Source organism: Bacillus sp. A260, assembly GCF_009861435.1.
Classification (GTDB): domain Bacteria; phylum Bacillota; class Bacilli; order Bacillales; family Bacillaceae_G; genus Bacillus_A; species Bacillus_A cereus.
In genome coordinates this window covers 660,853-684,287 of record NZ_CP046398.1, presented here as the reverse complement: position 1 = coordinate 684,287, position 23,435 = coordinate 660,853, and the positions used below count along the sequence as shown (strand labels likewise).

The following is a 23,435-nucleotide window of genomic DNA, read 5'->3' as shown; positions in this document are numbered from 1 at the left end:
AAACGATTAAATACAGTTTATTTTTCGTGACGAAAAAAAGAGAATTATGAATAAAATGTAATAGATTCTTAAATATTTAACAATTCCTATATTTAAAAAATACAAAAGATGCTAAAATCCAAATATAGAGAAAATATAACTTTCGAAGGCGGTTGAAATAAATACATGTTTACTCAAAAAAAATCACTCCAACATACAATTTCTCAATTAGAAGAGCGTATACAAGAATTAGAATTAGAATTAAAACAAAAAGATATTGAAAAACAAGAGACTATTTCTACTATCCACGATCGTGTACAAAGCGTTGTCCAAGAGCATCAACTTGTAAATAACCAACACAATACACTTCAAAGCTTAGTTCAACAATTAAGTTCATGTTTCGAAAATGTTTCAACACGTACGACACATTCCAATGAGTTAAATAATGAAATGTTACAAAAGGAACAAAGCTTAATTCAGTCTATTGCAGAAATTATTGACTGCTCTAATGAAGGAAAAGAATCCGTTCACCGCTTACTTATTGTAATTAATAAATTAGGTGAACAATCTCAACGCACGTCTAATAGTATGAATCATCTAAGCGAACGCTCAAAAGAAATCGAGCAAATTGTAGAAGTCATTCAAAACATTGCAGCACAAACAAATTTACTTGCTTTAAATGCGAGTATTGAAGCCGCGCGTGCTGGAGAGCATGGTAAGGGATTCGCTGTCGTTGCCAATGAAGTAAGAAAACTAGCGGAAAGTACAGCAGAAAGTACAAAAAACATCGGCAACTTAACGAAAAAAATTCAAGAAGAAATTGAAAAAGCATATGATAACACAAAAGATAATTTACATTTAGTTGATGAAGGTGTAGAAATGAGTGCCGATACAAATGCTAGAATTGAAAATATTTTAGTTATGATTCAAACGTTACAAAATGGTGCTACAAATGTTATTAAGGCTATCGAAAACCAAAAGTCTTGTAATGATGACATATTACGAGAATTCGCTAACACACAACAAATGTTCCAAAAATTAAATACTACTATTATGAATCATATTCATGATGCTGAAAAAGTCGATGTTCAATTGTCTAAAAGTCTTCAAGAAACAGTAACTTCTTAATTAAAAATAAAAATCCCTTATACTGCTATAAGGGATTTTTATTTTATTTTGAATATTTATTTCTTTTCAATATTCATCCATATCTTTGTTATAATGGAAAAGTTGTTTCTTTCAACTAATAAACAAGGAGGTTATTATGGAACAATTTTACTACGTTTTAAAATATTTAATTCTCGGTCTGTTCCAAGGACTAACAGAACCAATTCCGATTTCTTCAAGTGGTCATCTCGTTTTAGCACAACATTTGCTAGGACTAAAAATAGAAGGGTTTAGCTTCGAACTACTTGTTAATTCAGCTTCATTATTAGCTGTATTACTTATTTATAGAAATGATTTAATTCGTCTAACGAAGAATGGTCTCTCTTATATATTTACAAGAGCAGAAGACGCAAAATCAGATTTCTTCTTTATTATTTATCTTGTTATTGCAACCATTCCAGCAGGTGTTATTGGTGTTTTATTTAAAGATTACATCGATCAGTACTTAAAAGGTGTGAAGATGGTTGGGATTTCCCTTCTTATTACTGCTGTCGGCCTTTGGATTATTAGAAATTTACGCGGTCGTAAAAATGATGGCGACCTTTCTATGAAAGATGCAATCATCGTCGGATTAGCACAAGCTTGCGCACTGATTCCCGGAATAAGCCGATCTGGTGCCACAATCGTAGCAGCAATGTTACTTGGTATGAAGCAAGAAACAGCACTTCGCTTCTCATTCTTACTATACATTCCTGTTAGCTTAGGTGGCTTATTGTTAAGCATTACAGACATTGCAAATGATCCAAATCTAGACACATTATTCGTACCATATGTCGTTGCATTCATCGCAACATTTATCATGACGTATATTTCACTAAAATGGTTTATGAACATTATGGCAAAAGGAAATTTAAAATATTTCTCTTTCTATTGTATTATCGTAGGTGTACTTACTCTTATTTTCTTATAAAGTAAAACTTACAAATTGAAAGCGAGTCATCTAGTGTAATAGAATGACTCGCTTTTTTATACCTCTATTAAGTTAAAATCTATTATTTACTTAGAATTTTCTGAATAGTATAATATCATTTAAGTTTACTATTACAGTAATTCTATCTTTCCTACTATTATCGTAAAAGAGGTGTTTATATGTTTATAGTTACTAAACTCATTCACATTAAGTACGAATATGAAAATGAGCTACTTTATGGGCTTAAACAATATTATCCTTCCCCTGGAACGAACGGTTGTATTAACATAGAGTTTTCACATGTTCATCGTACAAATGATAAGGCAGAATATATGATTCGTCTGTTATGGAAAACACAACAAGATTACCATACATGGCTTTCTCAAAGAGAAGGCCATGTAACTTTGAAGCACAAAATACAAGGCTATATACTTTCTTCCAAATCAAATGCTACCTATGTGCATTAACCCTTCTCTTTTTATTCCTTACGAGGGGCAAAATGATAAAGTGAAACTTTAATCCTCACCAATTGTGCTTCCCACAAATAGCGGGATAAAGAGCCCTCTTACTTTTCATACTGTAAGAGGGCTTCTCTTATGCATACACTTTCTTCTCTTGACAATACAAACGAATAACATGTTTATTTTGTTGAAATACATCATGCGTCAGACGAATAATAATAAAGTTTCTTTTTGTTTGATCATCATGAACAAAAATCTGTTCTCCCTCCTGAAAACGCCATGCACTTTCAAAAGTCGTAATATGATCCCCACTTACAGAAAAAAGTTCATATCGCATCTCTTGTACCCTCTCTCAACTTACATAATCATAATATCCTTATATTAAATTTATTATAACTTAATTCCTATAAAATTAGTAATTATTTCTATTTCGAAAGATTTTAACTTTGTATTTAAATATTTTTAGCGCTATAATGATAAACGAATTTTCATTGAAAGGAGTTTTACTTTGACTGCATATTTATTTCCAGTAAAAACAGCATTTATTTTATTCCCCTTTTTAGCAATGTTTCTTTTAATCCCTTTTTTAATATTTAATTATCGAAAATACGGTTATTTAAATAAATGGCGCTCATTTATTTTATACTCATTATTACTTTACTTATTAAATGCCTATTTTCTTGTTATTTTGCCGTTACCACAAACGTTTGATACTTGTAGCCTACAACCAGCTAATACACAACACATGCAACTCTCACCATTTTATTTCATACAAGAGATTAGTAGTCATACATCGGCAGTTTTAACGAAACCAGCTACTTATTTCTACTTATTAAAAGAGTCTGCGTTTTTACAAGTTGCATTTAATGTTCTATTAACTGTTCCATTCGGTATTTACTTACGTTATTATTTCCGACGTAGTTTCTTACAAACAATTTGCATTTCCTTTTTCCTTTCACTATTTTTCGAGCTAACACAAGTGACTGGATTATACGGTATATACAATTGTGCATACCGATTATTTGATATCGATGATTTGTTTTTAAATACATTAGGTGGCGTAATTGGTTTTATCATTGCACCAATATTTACGTACTTCCTTCCGAAGACAAACGAGTTAGATGGTCATATTGATTTGGAAACGAAACCAGTCGGATTCATTCGTCGCCTTATCGCGATGCAAATTGATTGGATTTTCTTATCTATCGTCGTACCTGTCGTTAAAAACAAAGGAAATTCTTTCTTCGTTTCTAATATGCAATCTTACACGAATATGTATGAACTCATTTTCATTACGTGTTCAATCCTTATTTATTTTATTCTTATTCCATACTTTACAAATGGAAAAACAATTGGGAAAGCATTGCTTCGCATTCATCTGAAAGGAAAATCAGATCGTATTACATTAAAAGAACTATTTATTCGCTACGGTATATTTTATTTTGCGTTAGGCGGAATCAATTATATTCTTTCTAGTAGCTCTATGTTAAATCATACAGAACCTTTAGTATTACTCATTACATTGTTATTCCTATTTATCATTAACGGCCTATTCATTATTCATGTTTTACTGCATGTATTTAGCCGTGATAAACTACTATTTTATGAACATATTAGTCATACAAGAAATGCAATTACACTAAAAAAAGCTGACAAATAATTATTTGTCAGCTTTTTTATATACATAATGTGAAAATTTAATCAGTGGGGGTCTTACTGCCCGGCAAATAGCGGGATAAATAACTTTTCTGCATAAGGATTAAAAAACATTCCAAGTTCATCTAGAGGCTTCCTCGCCTGTAAAAACGAATGAAACTCTGGATATATATCTTGTAATTGCTCATACGATAATGTATGCATTTTCCCCCAATGCGGACGCCCTTCATACTTCAGAAAAATTTTTTCCACTTCGCCAAAGTAAGCAGCATATTTCATACCTTTATACATATGAACAGCGATATACGCTGAATCTCTTCCATAGGCTGGACTAAGCCATATATCATCACCTTTCACATAGCGGCATTCGATCGGGAAGTGCACCTTATACTTTTTCTTTTCAATAAGATTTGAGATTTCTTCTACAACCGTCCTCATATACTTTGAAGGAATGCTATACTCCATTTCATAAAATGGTACCGTACGTGATGTAGCAAATACTTCATAGCTCGGGCCAATTATTTTTGTGTTTGGTACAGCTTTAGCTGATAATCGACTCACTCCTTTACTTATAGAAGGAAACCATTTACACCCTTTAGATAGTAAAGAGAACATCCTATTTTCAAGTAACTCCACCTTTAATTTATGCCATTTCAAATCACTGCCTGTATTCGTTGTTTCGTTCGTAAGTTTTACTTGTACTTCATCAGAATAAGGAAAAACGAAAAATTCAAAATGACGATGCTTCTTATATTCTTCTAGTTTGTTCATTACAGTGGATAATGACTGTTTTTCACTTTCATAAACGAGTGAATACGCTGGAATAACCTTTAATTTTATCTTTACAATGATACCTAACATTCCAAGTGACAACTGAAACGCTCTCCAATATTCTACGTTCTCAGTTTCCGAACAAACTATACTCTCACCATTAGATAAAACTGCCGTAATCTCTATAACTTGTGTTGATAAACTCCCAAAGGTAATACCCGTTCCATGAGTCCCCGTACTAATCGCTCCTGCAATAGATTGTGAATCAATATCCCCTAAATTTTCTTGCGCATAGCCTTTTTCCTCAAGTAACTTCCCTAAATCATATAACTTTGTTCCTGCCCACACTTCAGCGACCATCTTCTCTTCATCAATATTCACAATGCCCTTCAATTCATCTAAAGAAACTAAAACTTCTTCGGTTTGCACAAGGGGTGTAAACGAGTGTCCTGAACCAACAACACGAATTTTCCGCCCCTTTTTTCGTGCAAGCCCCACTACTTCTACTACATCTTGTATACTTTCTGGATACATCGTATAATGCGGCGTTCCTTCTACATTCCCTGTCCAATTCCTCCACTTTTGTCCCTTTATAGAAAGCATTGGCCATCCCCCCGATATGTTGAATACTCCCCAACAATCTCTCCTTTTTTAACACGATACAAAAAAGGAAAGCGCTCACATAATTCACCAGCCTTACTATGACGAAACAAAATGGACTCTCCTATATCCACTCGTTCCTCGCCGCTATAAAAAATTGGCGTTTGTACCTCGCCAGCACCTTCTAAAGCTAATAGTTTTGCACCCTTCGGTCTCCAAACTTCAGGCTCTTTATCTTTTCCAACTGCTCCTGAAGCAATATATCCACCACCTAGGCAAGTGTAAATAAACGGGACTGGTTTACGCACAACTGGTAAAGCAAATCCGACCGCTGGATGAAATTTCACCTCTTTATAATAATCAAACAGCTTCGGAGAATAAAAAGCAGAACCTATTGTAATCTCTGAAACTGAATTATCTTTCTCAGTTGTTTTTATGCTTCCTGTTCCGCCTCCATTTACAAACCTTAGCTCAATACCAAGTTTTTGTATTGCTTTTACAATATGTTCTCTTCTTTCTTTCACTTCTAGCACTGATTTCTGCTTTAAATACGAAATCACTTTACTTTTCAGCCATTGATTCGGTATATGGTCTCCCACCCCAGCAATTTGAGCTTCATAACCCATCACACCATCTAACATTAAATATGATGACCTTCTCACCTTTTCTACTACTTTCAACGCATCCTGCACATTTTTTACTGGGGATCTTTGTACACCAAAATGAAATTGAAAGAAACGACTACTCATATCAATATCCAAACAAACACGAAAACATCCTTTAGATTTCTCAGCAATTTTTTCTAAATACACAATATGCTCTTCACAATCCACCATACAAGTTATAATGAAACCTTTCTTTGTTAGCAAACTAATTTCACACAAAGCTCTTTCATCATAAGCAGGATATCCGAGCAATAAATCATTAAATCCTTGTTCTATTAAAAATAAAACCTCTCTAGGTGAAAAGCACATAATACCTTGAAATCGATCATTTGTAGCTAAAATCTTTTGCATAATCGGAACAGAACGTAACGATTTACTCGCTATACGAATCTTCTTATTTCCACTTAACTCTATAATCGATTGAATATTTCTATCTAAAGCCACTTCATCCAAAAATGCACACGGTAATGGAACTTCTTTAAAAATTCCTCGATCCACATTTTTCTCTCCTCTTTTCAATATGTCTTATACATATTGGAAAGAAAGTATGATTTTCCTGTTTGCAAATAAAAAAAGTTTCTTCTTTACGAAGAAACTTTTTGAAACTACTTCATAGAAATAGTCGCCTCTACTGGATAATGATCAGAGTAATCATTATACGTATATTTTTGGAACCATGATGTAACAGTCCATTGTGGAGATTTCGGCTGTAACACCTTATTCTCTATATACGATGGGTTCGCATGGTCTTTGCTTGCAATAATATAATCTAAATATTCGGCAGGACTATCAGGGAAATTATATTTTGCAATACTGTTTGTCGTTGCATCCCAAGTCGCTGTATGTCCAGTATAAGATGGTACAGAAGCGTTCAATGTTTTAAACATAGATGCATACTCTGAATCATTATTGTTCTCTGCATTTATCTTATTTACGTTCATATCACCACCAATTAACACATACTCATTATTTGGTATATTTTTATTTTTAATAAAATCTTGAATTTCTTTTAATTGGTTCGTACGTACAGATGCTGGTGAAGTTTTTCCGCACATACTATCTTCAGCCTGCAAATGCGTCCCAATCACGTGAACGAAACGATCATTTTTCTTAATTTTCGTGTATACAAATCCTTTATTCGATAAATTATCTGGCCCGCATCCTTTTGCAAATACATATTGAATCTTTTCAGCGATTGGCCATTTGCTCACAATCGCAACGCCACCATCTTCAGGAGTTGAAGATGAATAGTTTCCTAACGTTTTATCCCATTCACTTCCACTACTACGACCTAATACTGCTGTTTGATTTGGATATTCTTTCTTCAAATTCCCTAATAAACGATCTGAAGCGCTATTATCAAACACTTCATTTAATATAACTACATCTTGATTCTTTATATAATCTGCCGCCCCGATTAAATCAGCACGCTCAGTTTGTCCCCAGTTCGGATATAAGTTTGTTGATAGCATATATACATTATGCGTCATCACTTTTAATGTATCATTTTGATTTGTAGACACTTCTGCTTGAGCTGACGTTCCGCTATATAAAGCTCCTAAACCAACACCTAAGCTAAGTACACCTTTTAGCAATTTACCTTTCACGTTTCATACCTCCATGTATTGTATAGTGATAAAAAGGCCAAATACTCTATTCTGAGATTTGACCTTTTTTAAATACTTAACGATTTCCGTACGTATCAAACCAAAGCTGAATATATCCAGCAGTAACACGTTGTGCATCCATTAAACGCTTACCTGTCATTGGTGTAACTTCAGCGCGCCATTTATCTGCATATTCTTGTGATACAGCAGCTCTCACGAACCAATCTTTCGTATTATCATTTACAATGCCAGCGTAATCTTGTTTCGCAACTACTGCCGCTCCATGAATCCAATCTTCTGGATTCGTACCTTTCCAGTTCCAATATCCATTTCCATCCGTTACTTTATAATTATCTTTTATCGTATCTACAAAGTTTTCATATTTAGAATGGAATCCTTGTGGATACGATAGATTCGTAAAGTTTGCCGCATGCATCGGTTGGTTTACATCCCCTAAATAATGAAGAGATAATCCTAAATAGAAGAACGCTTGTTTCATATCTTTATTTTTATAAGACTCACCAGCTAATTTAAAATATTTAGCTCCTGTTTCCTTTGCTTGCTTTGCATACGGAATATAAGTTTTCCCATTGTCAGGGTCATAGAAATGTGAAGCAAATGTGCTATTATCATAATAAGGATTTTCATAGTCAGCAGCATAAATACCGTTCTCTAACTCCGTACGCCATTCATTTAATAGTGCAACTCGATCTTGTTTTACAAGTGTTGTATTACGAGACATAATATCAATTGCACGGTTTACAATCCATAAATGAGAATTCACGCCTTCTTTATGTTTATCTTCAGCAGACCAGCGCGGAATAACTCCAAATCTCTGTCCCCCATCATTTTCATGAGCAAATGCAACACTTTGTAATGGAGCAACTAATGTAATAGCTGCCGCTAAAGCAAGTACTTTCTTTTTCATATAAAATCCTCCATTTTATAATTGAATTATTGTAAACATTTTGTTAGGATCCTATGATGTCGTCCGGTTAACCTATGACTAGAATATCCCACCTTTCATGAAATTTCTATCAATAAATTAAAATATGCAAATGTTCATATCATTATAACTTTATACACAGTGAATATAATGAATGAATACACTTTCATTTTAATAAACTATTATTAAGGCTTGTCTAAACTAATGTAAAAAAAAAGTAAAGCATCTGAATGCTTTACTCTTTTTTTCTATTCGATAATATACTTGGCAATTGTACATTAACTGCTAACTTATGAATAAATCCAAACACTAGTCCAATCCCAATAAATATGTATAAGATTGTAAATATCTTTCCGAAATCAGTTTGCGGACTAAAATTCCCATCACCGACAGTCGTCAACGTGACCACACTAAAATATAAAGCGTCAATAGGACGTAATCCTTCAACTGTACTATAAAAAATCGTACCCGATATTAAAGTCAAAATTGTTAATACAAATAATACTTGAAATTCTTTATCTTTCCACGCTCGTAAACAGGCTCTTAACATTCGCTTTAAAGTTAACAAAAATGAAAGCATTAGATTCTCCCTTCCAAACAAAAATACATTGAGTCAAAGGAAAGTCTATCACCTTTCAGTATAGAAAAAAAGTAGCCCTCTTCTATTTCTAGAAAAGGGCTACTCTATTCGATTCTATCTTATTTAGGTGAAACAAGAATTTTCACTTGTGTTTTATCTTTTACAAGTGCTTCAAATCCTTCTTCAACAACTTGATCGACTGTAATTTTTTTCGTAATTAATTTCTCTGCTTGAATTTGACCAGAGCTAATTAATTTAATAACGGCTGGGAAGATGTGACGGTATCCTAAAATACCAATAACTTCTTTTTCTTTTAATACTAAATTATTTGGAGTAATTGTTGCGTCTTTTTCCCATACACTAACAATTACAGTTTGTCCTTCGAAGCTTGTACTTTCAATCGCTTGGCGTAGTACAACTTCAACACCTGTTACTTCAAAGCTAACATTTACACCTAAACCATTTGTTAAGTTACGAATTTCAGCTAACACATCTTGAGTTGCTGGATTTAATACATAATCCGCACCTGCTAATTTCGCTAACTCTTGACGTTCTTTAGAAAGTTCAACTGCAATAACAGGAGTTGCTCCTGCTGCTTTAGCTGCTTGGATAACAAGAAGTCCAATTGGACCGCAACCAAATACAGCTACAGCTTCCCCTTCTTTTAATTTACTTTGACGTACTGCATGAACTGCTACTGCTGCTGGTTCTACAAGCGCACCTTGTTCATACGTCATTTCATCTGGAATGTGATGAACCATATCTTCTGGTACTACTGTATATTCAGAGAAACCGCCGCCTTCTCCGCCAAGACCGTGGAAAACAAGTTGTTCACAAACATTGTAATGTCCATGTTTACAAGCTTCACATTTACCACAAGAATAAATTGGCTCTACAACAACGCGGTCTCCCACTTTATGAGATGTAACTCCTTCACCAATCTCTATTACCTCACCACTAAACTCATGACCTAAAATAACAGGTGCTTTCACATGTGTTAATGGATGTTCTTCTGTTGGAATAAAAATAGGCCCTGCTAAATATTCATGCAAGTCTGTCCCACAAATACCACACCATTTAACTTTGATTTTCACTGTTCCTGGTTTTACTGTTGGTTCTGGTACTTCTTCTACTCGTACATCACGTTGATTATGCCAAAGTAGTGCTTTCATTTTATACATCCCTCTCTATGTATATACTTAACCTGGTGAAGTTTACAATTCTATTATAATACTTCTATCCATATATTTCAAAAAAACAATCACATCCCCACTAATTTTTTACAAATAACGTTCAATATTTTGTCACTTTGTACTTTTTTCCACATCTGTTAATTCAATTTCATTGCAGGTGAAATTAGCATTGTGCCATAATAGCATAGGAGAGGTGAATATCGCTTGAAATATTTTATTTACTTTATCGTTATCGTGGCATTTTTAGATACATTTTCACAATTACCTATTATGAGTACTTTCGCTCAAAGCCTTGGAGGAACTCCTCTTATTATCGGGCTAGTTGTCGGTATGTACTCATTCGCTAATATGATCGGTAATATTATTGCTGGAGCCGCTGTCGATAAATTTGGTGCAAAAAAAATCCTTTATATAAGCATGGGAATTACGAGTTTCATAGTCTTGTTATACACCGTTGTTCAAAGTGGTGAACAACTATTAGTTGTGCGCTTTATGCATGGATTTAGTGATGGCTTTTTAATTCCTGCTGCCTTTACATTTTTATCAAAACAAACAAATGCAAAAAGACAAGGAAAAGCAATGGCTCTATCTGGTGCTGCTGTTGGAACAGCCGCAATCGTAGGACCTGCTTTCAGCGGTATTATGAAAGCAACAGCTGGCGTAGAGTGGGTCTTCATTACTATTTCTATTTTAATGGCTCTTGGTACGATCGTATCTCTATTCTTCTTACCAAATAACGTATCAAGACAAGATACATCAAGAACACAAATGATGAACAAAGAAGATATGGTTGAACTTTTAAAATCAGAACCGTTATTACAAGCATATATTGGTGCTTTCACATTAATGTTTTCACAAGGAATTGTCACTTATATGTTACCAGTAAAAGTTGAGGCATTAGCGCTTAAAGCATCTACAACAGGCATGATGTTAAGTGTATTTGGTATAACTGCTATCCTCTTCTTCTTGCTTCCAACAAATCGTATTTATGATCGATTTAATCGTTCGAAACTAATGCTAATCGGAATTGCAGTTATGGCATTCGCATTATCTTTACTCGGATTATTTGCTACAAAAGGTATGCTCTTTATCGTAATGATGATTTATGGAATTGGATTCGCAATCCTCTTTCCGTCTATTAACGCTTTACTTGTTGAAAATACTACAGACGATAATCGCGGAAAGGCATTCGGATTATTTTATGCCTTCTTCTCATTAGGAGTTGTTGCTGGCTCCTTTACAGTCGGCGCAATCGGAGCATCACCTAGCATCAGCTTCATTATCGGGACAGCATTTTTATTAACATTTGCTGGGATGATTTATGTAAGAAGCAAAGTAAAAAAGACAATGATGGGATAATCCATCGTTGTCTTTTTTACTTTGCATATTTATATAATCCATAATACAATGGAAGCGTTGGAATAATGCCAATTAATATAAATATAAAAGGTAATGGCTCATCTCGCTCTTCATATAAACGAAAAACAAAAACTGCAGTTAAAGTCCAACTGACGCTAAACAAGAAGATACATTTCCAAACAATCGAGGTTAATATTTGTATATCAAATACAAAACCAAAGAGCCCTATCGAATAGAACTCTTTTTGCCCAATATATTACTTTTGTGTATAACCAAATAACAATGTAAATAAATTGAGCCGTAAAGGCAATAATACATCTCTTCTTTTAAACAGAAAGTTTATAAATACTGACGATACTTCGACAATTTCCTTGGAAATATTTCCTTTCCCCACATAATTTGATACAGTACACATGAATAAACACTTGTATTACATAAAGTGAAACTTTAATCAGTGGGGGTTTTGTTCCTCCCCACTGATTATTAGTTGAACCAATCGGGCTTTTACGGGCAGTTGATCTCCCAACTAACTTCTTTACTTCCACTGAATTTTGAGGTGGGGATCTTACTGACCGTTAATGCGGGATAAACTAAAATAATAACTTACTGTACAAATTAAAAAGCACACTCTTCATATGAAGAATGTGCTTTTATGTTATTAACGTTTAATCCAAACAGCGCCTGCCGATTTATCTTCTGCCTGTCCAACAACTTGGAATTTAAGTCCAAGGTTTGGAACTTTTCTTCCTGCGTCTGCAATTTGCTTGTTACTATATACTTTTGAATCATCAAAAGTTGTAACACCTTGTAATCCAGAATAGTTAAACTGACCACGTGTTAATGAATTTACACTCCATGCTGGTGTTTTATCAAATGAAAATGCTGCATCTGCAATTTGCATGCCTGTATTACCGTATGCTGGTTTTCCGTTTAAATTACCAACTAGCGCTTCTGGATGAGAATCTACAACACCAAGGAATCCTTCACCTGGATGCACCCCAACCCAGTTATCTTTGAAACTATCATCTGCATACCAAACGACAAGACCTGTATTATACACTGGACCTTTTCCTGCTTTTAAACCATTATCTGATCCCGCATAATTTCTCCACTCTAAGTAGTAATAATGAGCTTTCTTCTCTGTCCCATCAGAAACAACAAAACCATTTAAATTCATTTTAGACTGTCCTTCTGCATCATCAGAAAATACAACTTGTCCATCAACAGTTACATTTACATTGTCCATCGCAAAACCTTTATATGTTACAGCCGGATCTGTAATATAGTCGAATTGTAGTTTCACTTTTTTGCCTTTAAATTGACTTAAATCATATGATTTATCAATCCATTTCCCATCTGTTGTATCTTTATCTCCTTGGACTACTTTTTCCCCAAGTCTATCAATTAATGTTTTCGTTCCATCTTCTGTTACTGCATGTACTTCGACGAAATCGCACTCTGCTTCTAACTCATAATTTGCTTTATAATCGAATTTTGCATTTGTTCCCTTTGTTAAATCAAAGAATGGTGTCTCTAACGTTGTATGCATATCATCGCCTCTTGTACTATAATATGCATGCTTTCCAAACTCCGGTTTAATCGTTTCAACACTTTTACCTGGTAAGTTAACACGTACAACGCCTGGACGATTTGATTTCGTAACACTTTGATCAATATAGGTAGGAACTCCCACACCACTCTTAATTTTATCGTAATCTACTTCTAATATTTTTGCCCAGTTGCCACCCATATTCTTTTGTAAGAAGTCTTTATTTTGTGGTGAAAAACTAGTCGGCTCTGTTCCTGCGATTTTCCCTGTCCAACTACCTCCACTCATTAATGACCAAGCTTCGACTGGTGAACCATTTCCAGTATATTTCGTGTCATATTCATCTGGTAATCCAAGATCATGTCCAAATTCATGTGCAAACACACCTACAGCTCCATCTTCTGGTTCAATTGTGTAATCATGTGCTGCTACTTTACCACCAAAGTAATCTACCTTTGATTTCGTACCTTCAATCGCTACTGGATCTACTGCTAATTTTGAACGATGTGACCAGATCGCATCATCACCTAATTTACCGCCACCAGCTTCTTGACCAACACCAGCATGGATTACCATTAAATGATCAATTACACCGTCAGGTTCATTTTGATTCCCGTCCCCGTTTGTATCATATCTATCAAATTGATCAAACTGAGATAAATCTAGTCCTTTCTCAGCAGCTGCATACAAAGCTTCTTTCACTAAATCACGTGCACCCTTTGGACCTTTATTATCGTGACCACTGCTACCATCAGCTCCATAATCAGATGCTTTTCCTGGAACAGTTAGCCACTCCGTTACATATCCATCTGTCGTATAACTACCACCAGACTGCTCTTCATAGTATTGTTTAAACGTTTTTACTTTTGAACCATCAAATAAAGTATACGGCTCATTACCGAACAACATCTTTTGATAATGTTCTCTACTAAAGTCTTTCGAATACATATAACCTGGTGTTTGATCAATATTATTATGTTTATAATCACTAAATTCAACGAGTAACACTAATACTTTATCCGATCGAACAGATCCCTTATATGGAGCTTGCTTTGCTTTTGAAGTTGGAACTTGCCCATTCAATTGCTTTTTATTTGGTTCTGGCTTTTGCTCAAGGCTAACATTTTTTTCAGCCTTTTTTACATTTTCCTTTTCTTCCATCTTTTTCTCTTTTACTTTTTTTGTGAAATCAGATGTTTCTTGTGAGTGAGCATCTGGAAGAATTTCTTTATTCGCCTGATCTCCTTGTTTCTTTTCAATATATTGCTCAACAGCTTTTTTCGTCTCTTCTTTAGAAGATGCTGGATTAATTGTTCCTCTTTCTTTCAGAGCTTCCGCTAAACGATCTTCTTGAATTAAATTGTAATCAATTGGTGTTGTAGATACACTATCTTTCTCTTTTGCTACCGTTTCTGCATATGCTAACGGAGCACTCATTACAGATGTACATCCGATAATTGCCGCAATTGCTAATGATGACAACACTTTAAATGGTGCTTTTCTTCTCATTCCATTTCTCCCCTTTATAAAACTTAAAATTAAGATAAATCGGTGCATTTTGTCCAAATCTCTGTTTACTACCCTCCCTATATAAAAAGACATAATTCTATAAACATTAAGCTTTTTGTTATAGAATCATGCCCTCCAGTTTTCTGGTCAGACCCTCTATCTTTTTATCCCTTGGTTCAATTAATAATCAGTGGGGGGATGAACAAAGCCCCCACTGATTAAAGTTTCACTTTATGTCGAAATATTAAAAATAAAGAGTTATGTGATATATATTAAATATCTTATATAACAAATTTAAAAGACAATATGCAAAATTGCATGAAAATTCTTTTAAATAAAAAAGAATCCTAGTCAATTAAACTAGGATTCTTACTTTTCTATTATTTCTCTTGTGTTTTTTCCCAATCAGCTAAGAATTTCTCAATTCCTTGATCTGTTAATGGGTGCTTCACTAATGAAGCAATTACGTTTGCTGGGATTGTTGCAATATGTGCACCGTTTAATGCTGCGTCAGTTACGTGAACGCTGTGACGTACAGATGCTGCGATGATTTCTGTTTCGATACCATGAATTGCAAAGATTTCTGCGATTTGACGAATTAAATCCATACCGTTATGACCGATATCATCTAAACGACCTAAGAATGGTGAAACGTACGTTGCACCAGCACGAGCAGCAAGTAATGCTTGAACTGCTGAGAATACTAATGTAACGTTTGTACGAATTCCTAAATCAGAGAACGCTTTTACTGCTTTTAAACCTTCTGTTGTCATTGGAACTTTTACAACAACGTTTGGAGCAATCTGCGCTAATTCTTTTCCTTCTTCAATCATTTTATCAGCTTCTAAGCTAATTACTTCTGCACTTACAGGTCCTTCTACAACGTTGCAAATTTCACGAATGCGCTCGTGGAAATCTACGCCTTCTTTTGCTACAAGTGATGGATTTGTCGTTACTCCAGCTAATACGCCTAATTCATTTGCCTCTTTAATTTCGTTAATGTTTGCTGTATCAATAAAGAATTTCATTTGTTGTTCTTCCTTCCTAATTTTCATTTTATATTTATTTATTTTTCTTAATAAGCTCTAATTCAATCGGAATAGATTTGTCCACTTTTTTACCTTGTGTTATCTCTTTTGCTGTTTGCATCGCCTTCTCTCCGATTAATTCTGGTTTTTGAGCGACTGTTGCAGCCATACGCCCATCGTTAACCGCTTTCACAGCATCTTCTGTTGCATCAAATCCAACAACTACTACATCTGTTTTTCCAGCAGACTTCAATGCTTCAAGTGCACCTAATGCCATCTCGTCGTTATGAGCAAACACGGCTTTAATATCGCTATTTGCTTGCAAAATGTTTTCCATAACAGATAATCCTTTCGCTCTATCAAAATCAGCCGCTTGTTTGGCAACTACTTTTAAAGACTTATCGGCTACGTTATGGAATCCTTTCCCACGTTCACGAGCAGCAGACGATCCAGGGATTCCTTCTAACTCAGCAACGTTTGCTCCTTCGCCGACTAATTCACGAATGTAATCACTAGCCATTTGACCACCATCGATATTATTAGATGCAATGTGAGAAACAACCTTACCTGAATTCGCAACGCGGTCTACTGTAATAACAGGAACATTTGCTGCGTTTGCTGCACTTACTGCTGAAGCAACAGCATCTGAATCGGTCGGATTAATAACAACTACATCGACACCCTTTTGAATTAAATCTTCAACATCGTTCGTTTGCTTTGCTGCATCATTTTGCGCATCAACAGCAATCAATTCGATGCCACTATCTTTCGCTTTCTTTTCTGCCCCCTTTTTCAAAGTTACAAAGAAGGGATTATTTAAAGTTGAAACAGAGAATCCAACTTTAATAGTTTTATTTCGACCTTTATCGCTAGAATCCTTTGCCCATTCTGGCGGTTCCATTGAACAACCAGCAGTAATGACCATAATACATGCAACGAGTATAAGTAACCATTTCTTCATGAACTGTCCCTCCATTACGCTTCTTTTCTACGATCAATTAATACAGCTAATAAGATTACAAGTCCTTTTACAACTTGTTGGAAGAAAGAAGATACACCTAATAAATTTAAACCGTTATTTAGTACACCGATAATAAGTACACCGATGAATGTACCAACAATCCATCCTCTTCCCCCAGAAAGACTTGTTCCACCTAATACAACTGCTGCAATTGCATCTAATTCATAAGAAGTACCTGCAGTCGGCTGTGCAGAATCTAATCGTGATGTTAAGACAATACCTGCAAGCGCTGCCAAAATTCCGGAAAGACCGTAAATCATTACTTTAATTCTCGTAACATTAATACCTGATAGTGCTGCTGCTTCTTCATTTCCACCAATTGCAAATGTACGGCGACCAAATGTCGTTTTCTTCAAAATGAAGTACAGTACTGCGAAAGCGATCATCATTGTAACAGCTGGTACCGGAATACCAAGAAAATAACCGCGGCCAAACATTTGGAACATTAAATGATCACCAAGACCAGTGATCGGACGTCCGTCCATATAAACAAGCGTCAACCCACGAAAAATAGTCATTGTTGCTAAAGTTGCAATAAATGGAGCTACTTTTCCTTTCGCAATGATGATACCGTTTACAATTCCCATTACAAGACCTGCTAATAGTCCAACTGCCATTGCAAGGAACGGATCCATGCCACTTGCCATCATTCCAGCAACAAGTGCACTTGATAATGCTAAAATAGAACCTACCGATAAGTCAATACCCCCTGTTAAAATTACGAAGGTCATTCCAAATGCAATAAGCGCATTAATCGATACTTGACGCAGTATATTAAATAAATTTGGAATTTCAATGAACGCTGGATTTAAAGCTGTAATTACGACGATAATTAATACTAAACCGATTAAAGAACCGAGTTGTTGTAATACATTCCCCTTCTTAGCCATCCTTACTCTCCCCCTGTAGCTAGTGCCATAATAGACTCTTGTGATGCCTCATCTTTCCCTAAAATTCCGCCGACTTTTCCTTCATGAATAACAAGAACTCGATCACTCATCCCTAAAACTTCCGGAAGCTCAGATGATACCATAATAACGGCATCGCCTTGCTCTGTAAGCTTATTCATAATAGAGTAAATTTCTTTTTTCGCTCCAACATCAACACCTCTTGTTGGCTCATCTAAAATGAGTAATTGCGGATGAATGCCTAGCCATTTTGCGATTACAATCTTTTGCTGATTTCCACCAGAAAGAGATTTCACTGCCTGCTCCCCGCTAGATGCTTTCACATTAAGAAGCTTCATCATATCCTCTGTAAACTGTTGTTCTAGCTCATTGCTTAGAACACTTCCCTTTGAAAGATTTTCTAAATTCGGTAAAGCTAAATTTTCTCGAATTGAAAAATCTAACACTAATCCTTCAGACTTTCTATCTTCTGTAATGAAAGCAATTCTTTGTCTAATTGCATCTATTGGACTATCAATCTTTACTTCTTGTCCATTTATAAAAATTTGTCCAGAGTCTAAAGGTTCATAACCAAATATCGCTTTCATAATATCAGTGCGACCAGCCCCCATCAAACCAGCTACACCAAGGATTTCACCTTTCCTCACTTGAAACGAAACATTTTCAAATTTCCCTTTCTTCGTTCCATTACGCATTTCAAAAATGACATCACCAATTTGACTATTTCGCTCTGGGTAACGTTCACCAATGCTGCGCCCCACCATCATACTCACTACTTCATCAAATGATGTTTCTGGAATTAATCTCTTTCCCACGTATTCTCCATCACGCAAAATCGTAATAGCATCACATATTGAGAAAATCTCTTCCATACGATGCGAAATGTACACGAATGAAACACCTTCTTTACGTAACTTATTGATTACTGTAAAGAGCGTTTCGATTTCACGATCCGTCAGTGCCGCAGTAGGTTCATCCATAATAATAACGCTCGCGTTTGTCATTAATGCTTTCGCAATTTCGATAATTTGCTGTTGTCCAACCGATAATTCCTCTGCTAACATAGCGCCTCTTACATGCAGCCCTAGCTCTGCTAGTTGCTGCTGCGCAATCGCGTTCATTTGTCGAGTGCGTAAAATACCTGTTTTCCCATACATTAACTCTTTACCGAGAAACATATTTTCAGCTACTGTTAAATTCGGCAATATGTTTAGTTCTTGATGTATAAATGCGATGCCGTACTCTTCAGCTTCTTTCGCATTTTTAAAGGTGCGCTCTTGCCCATCAATCTTGATTGTCCCACCATCTTTTTTGTATACACCTGTTAAAATCTTCATGAGCGTTGATTTACCCGCTCCATTTTCCCCCATCAATGCATGGACTTCTCCTGTTTCAATCATAAACTGTGCATTCTTCAAAACAGGATTGCCATTGAACGCCTTTGAAATGTTTTTCATTTCAATATGCATTCCCATCACTTCCCTTTATTAAAAAATCACGCCTGCATGTAAAATTACATTTGCATAAGGCGTAGCCTCGCCTGTACGAATAATTGCCTTCGCTTTCTTTGTATGCTCTTTAAATTGTTCATGAGATACATACTCAAATGCTGGCTCTATTAATTTCTGTTCGATCTCTTTATTTACTTCCGCATTATTTATAATGACTTCTTCTGCTAACGTCACTTTTTCGATTGCCATATCATCAGCTACAACTTGTAACACCTCTAAAAAACTCGGTTTTCCAATCTCAACAGCTAAATCAATTCGTTTTACTCCGTCAGGAATTGGTAAACCGCAATCAGCAATTACAACCGTATCTGTATGCCCAAGTGAAGCAAGGACTGCCGCGATTTCACTGTTTAATACACCATGCTTTTTCATCCAACAATCACCTGCACTTCACGTACTCGATCTCTCGTTGGCATACCGCCCTGTGCCCCAAGTTTCGTTACAGAAAGACCACCGGCAATATTCGCGAAACGAATTGCTTTTTGAAGTGTCTCTCCTTCAGAAAGTGCAACTGCTAACGCACCATTAAATGTATCACCAGCTCCAGTTGTATCCACTACATCAACAGCAATGCTAGGAACATGTACAATCTCTGTTCCATTATGGAAACGAACACCGTTAGAACCTTCTGTCATCAATAATTTATTTGGATACTTCGCCAATAAATCTTCAATTGGTGATGTAAAATCATCTAATACGATGCGGCACTCATGTTCATTTGGCGTAATATAAGTTGCTTTTTCTAAAATTTCTTCTGATAAAACTTGTGCTGGCGCTGGATTCAACATAACAGGAATATTATGTTCCTCACAAATAGCCAATACATATTTTACTGTTTCAAGTGGAATTTCTAGTTGAAGAACAACCATATCCGCTTTTACAAGAAGGTCTTTGGAGCGATCTACAACTGACTTATTTACAAGAGCATTTGCCCCTTGTACGACAACAATACTGTTATCTTCTTCTGCTAAAACGATATGAGCAATTCCTGTCGTTCTATCTGTAACCGGTACCACATAATCGATAAAAATGCGTTCGTTCTCTAAATTTTTTCTAACTACTGTTCCATAATCATCATTTCCTACCGCTCCAACCATTGCTACATTTGCTCCTAACCTAGCTGCAGCAACTGCTTGGTTTGCCCCTTTCCCTCCTGGGATTGTATGAAACGCTTCACCAATTACTGTTTCTCCTGCTTTCGGCCGTTTTTTTGAAACAGCCACTAAGTCCATTGAAATGCTTCCTACTACTGCAATATTTGGCATCTGTTTCATCTCCTTACTTCGTTGTATTTCGTTCTATAATTTCAATTGGCAAACGATAGTGTTTCTCTTCTAATGTATTCCCTTCCATTTGCTCTAACAACAACTCTGTTGCAATTTTCCCCATTTCATATATCGGTTGTGCAACTGTTGTAATAGATGGATACATCATTTCCGTTAAAGAAATGCCATCAAATCCGATAATTTGTAAATTATCTGGAATGGCAATCCCCTTTTGAAGTGCAGCCTTTACAATACCAATCGCAATTAAATCATTCCCAGCAACAATACCATCAATATGCGGGTATTCTTCTAATAATTCCATCGCTACACGCTCACTATTTGCTGGCTCAAACGTACTCTCCGCAATCATATACGAAAGATTATTTTGCGTAATAACGTCTACAAAACCTTCAAAACGTTCATTTGCAGTACTCACATCACGTGGTCCGCGAATATGTGCAATATGTTTACATCCTTTATCTAGTAACAACTTTGTCGCAGCCTGACTTCCTGCATAGTTATCTGCATATACAGTAGGAATACGCTCATTAAACATACGGTCAATCGCAACAACCGGAACAGATAAATTCATGTAATTAACACTATTTTGTGGATTCGTTGCTACAATAAATCCATCTACATTATTTTGTCTAAGTACATCAATGTATTGTTTCTCTTTTTCTAAACTTTCATCAGAGTTACAAAGAACAACTGTGTAACCTTGTTTATGTGCTACATCTTCTACGGCACGTGCAACTTCTGGAAAGAACGGATTCACGATATTCGGAACAACTAAGCCAATTAAACGAGACTTTTTATTATACAGTGAACGCGCTACTGTACTAGGCTTATAATCTAACATCTCTATTGCACGCTCTACCTTTTTTAATGTATCTTCATGAACATATCCATTTTTATTTAGAACTCTGGAAACGGTCGCAACAGATACTCCCGCTAATTTCGCAACGTCTTTAATCGTACTCATTCTCTTTTCTCCTCATTTCATGTAACCGTTTACAGAAAATAATATAACGTATTTCTAAAAATACGTCAATCATTTCTCACTAAAAAGCTTTTAAGGTTATACTCAAAAAAGCACCGCCATAAGGCGATGCTTCTTCATTACGAGTATGATACAGTTTTTTCTTTTTCTTCAACAGCAGGCTCTTCAGCATCTTTTTTACGATCTGATAGTTTAATTTTTTGTAAGAAAATCGTAAAGATGGCACCTACTACGATAAATACTAATCCTGTTAAGAATACAGTATGAAGCGAGTCTACTAAAGAGTTTTTCAAAATAGGTACAATGCTGTTAGCAAACGCTTCTGGCATTTGTTTTAATGCCTCTGGGCTAAATAGCATCGAATATAAACCTTGTGGATCTGTGTGAATCATATCTTTAAATTTCGTTACCATTTGTCCCGCTTCTTTCGGGAATGTATCTAATACAGGTACTAATTTATTTGTTAACGTTGTACCTGAAGTGTTATTCATAATTGATCCTAAAATTGTAATACCAAATGTTCCACCAATTTGACGGAAGAACTGACTTGATGACGTTACGACACCAAGGTCTTTTTTCGGGAAGCTTTCTTGTAACGCTAATGTTAATGTCGGCATTACAAGACCCATTCCTAAACCGATAACCATCATATAAGAAGTAGCTGTAAGCTTCGTTGTGTGCATATCCATCGTTGTTAATAACCAAAAACCACCAGCCATAATAAGCATACCTGCGATAATTTGTGGTTTTACACCAACTTTTAATACAAGTTGCCCACCGATAATACTCATTACAATCATTGTAATCATCATTGGAGTCATAATTGTTCCTGATTCAGCAGCACTTACTCCTACAATACCTTGCATGAAGAATGGTACGAACATAATCGCGCCGAACATTCCAATACTCATAAAGAATCCAATCGCATTCAGTATTGTAAATGTGCGATTTTTAAAGAAATGCATTGGTAAAATCGGCTCTTCAGCTTTCGTTTCAACAATAACAAAGCTAACGATACCAATTACAGCTAGTGCGAATAAACCGATAATTTGCCAAGAATCCCATGCATAATCTTTTCCGCCAAACGTTAGCGCAAGTAATAAACTTACAACACCTAGAATCATCGTAAAGATTCCAGCGATATCAATTTTAATTGGTCCTGTTTGTTTATGTGATTTTAATCCCATTGCAATAAAGATTGTTGCTAAAATACCAACCGGTAAGTTAATGTAGAATACCCATCTCCAGTTCACTGCATCTACAATCCAACCACCAACTTGCGGTCCAATTACAGAAGCAAGACCGTATAACGCACCAAAAATACCTTGCCATTTCGCACGTTCTTTTCCCGTGAACATATCTCCAATAATAATCATAGCCATTGGCATCATAATACCGCCACCAAGACCTTGAATACCACGGAAAATAATTAATTCTGTCATACCATTCGCCATACCACATAACGCCGAACCAATCATGAAAATAACTAGCCCTGTTATATATACGTTACGACGACCAAGTAAATCCGCTAATTTACCTGCAATTGGTACAACTGTCGTTGATGTTAACATATAAGCTGTCGTTAACCATGTCATTAAACTTAATCCGCCTAGGTCACCGACGATACGTGGCATTGCTGTACCAACAATTGTTCCATCTAATGCAGCAAATAGCATCGCGATTACTAAACCGATTAACAACAACTTTCTATTTTGATTTTCTTGTTGCTCCATGTAATCTCCTCAAT

21 protein-coding genes and 1 pseudogene are annotated in these 23,435 nt (G+C 35.6%); 5 read left to right on the top strand and 17 right to left on the bottom strand.

The window, feature by feature from the left end:
- Positions 1-165 precede the first annotated feature (165 nt).
- The 3 genes from GD442_RS03430 (at position 166) to GD442_RS03420 (ending at position 2,523) form a co-directional block, all read left to right on the top strand.
- Positions 166-1,107, top strand: a complete 942-nt coding sequence (locus GD442_RS03430; protein WP_000495039.1) for a methyl-accepting chemotaxis protein — start codon at positions 166-168, stop codon at positions 1,105-1,107.
- Between the two features lie 136 nt (positions 1,108-1,243).
- A complete protein-coding gene (locus GD442_RS03425) occupies positions 1,244-2,056 on the top strand; it encodes an undecaprenyl-diphosphate phosphatase (protein WP_000434794.1) in 813 nt (270 codons plus the stop codon).
- A 179-nt stretch (positions 2,057-2,235) separates the two neighbouring features.
- Positions 2,236-2,523, top strand: coding sequence for a hypothetical protein (locus GD442_RS03420; protein WP_000471238.1), 288 nt, complete (start codon positions 2,236-2,238; stop codon positions 2,521-2,523).
- A 127-nt stretch (positions 2,524-2,650) separates the two neighbouring features.
- Here GD442_RS03420 and GD442_RS03415 read toward each other — a convergent pair whose 3' ends face one another.
- Positions 2,651-2,854 (bottom strand): hypothetical protein, encoded by a 204-nt coding sequence (locus GD442_RS03415; protein WP_001268332.1) that lies wholly within the window; start codon positions 2,852-2,854, stop codon positions 2,651-2,653.
- Positions 2,855-3,025: 171 nt separating this feature from the next.
- Here GD442_RS03415 and GD442_RS03410 point away from each other — a divergent pair, with 171 nt between their 5' ends.
- Positions 3,026-4,177, top strand: coding sequence for a VanZ family protein (locus GD442_RS03410; RefSeq protein ID WP_159365041.1), 1,152 nt, complete (start codon positions 3,026-3,028; stop codon positions 4,175-4,177).
- Positions 4,178-4,230: 53 nt separating this feature from the next.
- Here the strand turns inward: GD442_RS03410 and GD442_RS03405 are convergent, their stop codons facing one another.
- The 6 genes from GD442_RS03405 to bdhA all read right to left on the bottom strand — a co-directional run bounded on the left by GD442_RS03405 (position 4,231) and on the right by bdhA (position 10,514).
- Positions 4,231-5,547 (bottom strand): D-arabinono-1,4-lactone oxidase, encoded by a 1,317-nt coding sequence (locus GD442_RS03405; RefSeq protein WP_086407831.1) that lies wholly within the window; start codon positions 5,545-5,547, stop codon positions 4,231-4,233.
- Positions 5,535-6,707 carry an amino acid deaminase/aldolase gene (locus tag GD442_RS03400; RefSeq protein WP_000373761.1) on the bottom strand — a complete coding sequence of 391 codons (1,173 nt, stop codon included), beginning with the start codon at positions 6,705-6,707 and terminating at the stop codon, positions 5,535-5,537. The genes GD442_RS03405 and GD442_RS03400 overlap by 13 nt, the downstream gene beginning before the upstream one ends.
- 107 nt (positions 6,708-6,814) lie before the next feature.
- Positions 6,815-7,816, bottom strand: coding sequence for a sphingomyelinase C (sph, locus tag GD442_RS03395; protein ID WP_000676803.1), 1,002 nt, complete (start codon positions 7,814-7,816; stop codon positions 6,815-6,817).
- Between the two features lie 76 nt (positions 7,817-7,892).
- Complete coding sequence (gene cerA, locus GD442_RS03390; protein ID WP_000730997.1) at positions 7,893-8,744, bottom strand: phospholipase CerA; 852 nt, start codon at positions 8,742-8,744, stop codon at positions 7,893-7,895.
- Between the two features lie 253 nt (positions 8,745-8,997).
- On the bottom strand, positions 8,998-9,342 hold the full coding sequence (locus GD442_RS03385; RefSeq protein ID WP_000948210.1) for a potassium channel family protein: 345 nt from the start codon (positions 9,340-9,342) through the stop codon (positions 8,998-9,000).
- Between the two features lie 119 nt (positions 9,343-9,461).
- Complete coding sequence (gene bdhA / locus GD442_RS03380) at positions 9,462-10,514, bottom strand: (R,R)-butanediol dehydrogenase (RefSeq protein ID WP_000645827.1); 1,053 nt, start codon at positions 10,512-10,514, stop codon at positions 9,462-9,464.
- A gap of 225 nt (positions 10,515-10,739) precedes the next feature.
- Between bdhA and GD442_RS03375 the strand changes: the two genes are divergently transcribed.
- Positions 10,740-11,894, top strand: coding sequence for an MFS transporter (locus tag GD442_RS03375; RefSeq protein ID WP_086407832.1), 1,155 nt, complete (start codon positions 10,740-10,742; stop codon positions 11,892-11,894).
- A 16-nt stretch (positions 11,895-11,910) separates the two neighbouring features.
- Here GD442_RS03375 and GD442_RS27995 read toward each other — a convergent pair.
- The 10 genes and pseudogenes from GD442_RS27995 to GD442_RS03330 form a co-directional block, all read right to left on the bottom strand.
- Positions 11,911-12,123, bottom strand: a pseudogene (locus tag GD442_RS27995) (hypothetical protein); the annotation flags it as partial.
- A gap of 429 nt (positions 12,124-12,552) precedes the next feature.
- Positions 12,553-14,952 carry a M6 family metalloprotease immune inhibitor InhA2 gene (inhA2, locus tag GD442_RS03370; protein ID WP_001252988.1) on the bottom strand — a complete coding sequence of 800 codons (2,400 nt, stop codon included), beginning with the start codon at positions 14,950-14,952 and terminating at the stop codon, positions 12,553-12,555.
- Positions 14,953-15,332: 380 nt separating this feature from the next.
- Positions 15,333-15,980: a fructose-6-phosphate aldolase gene (gene fsa, locus GD442_RS03365; protein ID WP_086407834.1), complete on the bottom strand. Its 648-nt coding sequence runs from the start codon at positions 15,978-15,980 to the stop codon at positions 15,333-15,335.
- A gap of 34 nt (positions 15,981-16,014) precedes the next feature.
- On the bottom strand, positions 16,015-16,941 hold the full coding sequence (rbsB, locus tag GD442_RS03360) for a ribose ABC transporter substrate-binding protein RbsB (protein WP_086407835.1): 927 nt from the start codon (positions 16,939-16,941) through the stop codon (positions 16,015-16,017).
- Between the two features lie 14 nt (positions 16,942-16,955).
- Positions 16,956-17,891, bottom strand: coding sequence for an ABC transporter permease subunit (locus GD442_RS03355; protein ID WP_001074641.1), 936 nt, complete (start codon positions 17,889-17,891; stop codon positions 16,956-16,958).
- Positions 17,892-17,893: 2 nt separating this feature from the next.
- Entirely contained in the window at positions 17,894-19,378 is a 1,485-nt protein-coding gene (rbsA, locus tag GD442_RS03350) for a ribose ABC transporter ATP-binding protein RbsA (RefSeq protein ID WP_000546778.1), read from the bottom strand.
- A gap of 18 nt (positions 19,379-19,396) precedes the next feature.
- Positions 19,397-19,792 (bottom strand): D-ribose pyranase, encoded by a 396-nt coding sequence (gene rbsD / locus GD442_RS03345; protein WP_000716151.1) that lies wholly within the window; start codon positions 19,790-19,792, stop codon positions 19,397-19,399.
- Complete coding sequence (rbsK, locus tag GD442_RS03340) at positions 19,789-20,685, bottom strand: ribokinase (protein ID WP_001132865.1); 897 nt, start codon at positions 20,683-20,685, stop codon at positions 19,789-19,791. Before rbsK ends, rbsD begins: the two co-directional genes overlap by 4 nt.
- Before the next feature lie 13 nt (positions 20,686-20,698).
- Positions 20,699-21,670 (bottom strand): ribose operon transcriptional repressor RbsR, encoded by a 972-nt coding sequence (gene rbsR, locus GD442_RS03335; RefSeq protein WP_000104052.1) that lies wholly within the window; start codon positions 21,668-21,670, stop codon positions 20,699-20,701.
- Positions 21,671-21,807: 137 nt separating this feature from the next.
- Positions 21,808-23,421: an MDR family MFS transporter gene (locus GD442_RS03330; protein WP_000437647.1), complete on the bottom strand. Its 1,614-nt coding sequence runs from the start codon at positions 23,419-23,421 to the stop codon at positions 21,808-21,810.
- Positions 23,422-23,435: the final 14 nt, after the last annotated feature.

Coding starts and splice junctions, on each gene's coding strand:
- GD442_RS03415 (WP_001268332.1), bottom strand. CDS start 2,854: ATGCGATATGAACTTTTTTCTGTAAGTGGGGATCATATTACGACTTTT.
- GD442_RS03330 (WP_000437647.1), bottom strand. CDS start 23,421: ATGGAGCAACAAGAAAATCAAAATAGAAAGTTGTTGTTAATCGGTTTA.
- GD442_RS03425 (WP_000434794.1), top strand. CDS start 1,244: ATGGAACAATTTTACTACGTTTTAAAATATTTAATTCTCGGTCTGTTC.
- GD442_RS03430 (WP_000495039.1), top strand. CDS start 166: ATGTTTACTCAAAAAAAATCACTCCAACATACAATTTCTCAATTAGAA.
- rbsB (WP_086407835.1), bottom strand. CDS start 16,941: ATGAAGAAATGGTTACTTATACTCGTTGCATGTATTATGGTCATTACT.
- GD442_RS03385 (WP_000948210.1), bottom strand. CDS start 9,342: ATGCTTTCATTTTTGTTAACTTTAAAGCGAATGTTAAGAGCCTGTTTA.
- rbsA (WP_000546778.1), bottom strand. CDS start 19,378: ATGCATATTGAAATGAAAAACATTTCAAAGGCGTTCAATGGCAATCCT.
- GD442_RS03405 (WP_086407831.1), bottom strand. CDS start 5,547: ATGCTTTCTATAAAGGGACAAAAGTGGAGGAATTGGACAGGGAATGTA.
- cerA (WP_000730997.1), bottom strand. CDS start 8,744: ATGAAAAAGAAAGTACTTGCTTTAGCGGCAGCTATTACATTAGTTGCT.
- rbsD (WP_000716151.1), bottom strand. CDS start 19,792: ATGAAAAAGCATGGTGTATTAAACAGTGAAATCGCGGCAGTCCTTGCT.
- inhA2 (WP_001252988.1), bottom strand. CDS start 14,952: ATGAGAAGAAAAGCACCATTTAAAGTGTTGTCATCATTAGCAATTGCG.
- GD442_RS03355 (WP_001074641.1), bottom strand. CDS start 17,891: ATGGCTAAGAAGGGGAATGTATTACAACAACTCGGTTCTTTAATCGGT.
- bdhA (WP_000645827.1), bottom strand. CDS start 10,514: ATGAAAGCACTACTTTGGCATAATCAACGTGATGTACGAGTAGAAGAA.
- rbsK (WP_001132865.1), bottom strand. CDS start 20,685: ATGCCAAATATTGCAGTAGTAGGAAGCATTTCAATGGACTTAGTGGCT.
- fsa (WP_086407834.1), bottom strand. CDS start 15,980: ATGAAATTCTTTATTGATACAGCAAACATTAACGAAATTAAAGAGGCA.
- GD442_RS03420 (WP_000471238.1), top strand. CDS start 2,236: ATGTTTATAGTTACTAAACTCATTCACATTAAGTACGAATATGAAAAT.
- rbsR (WP_000104052.1), bottom strand. CDS start 21,670: ATGAGTACGATTAAAGACGTTGCGAAATTAGCGGGAGTATCTGTTGCG.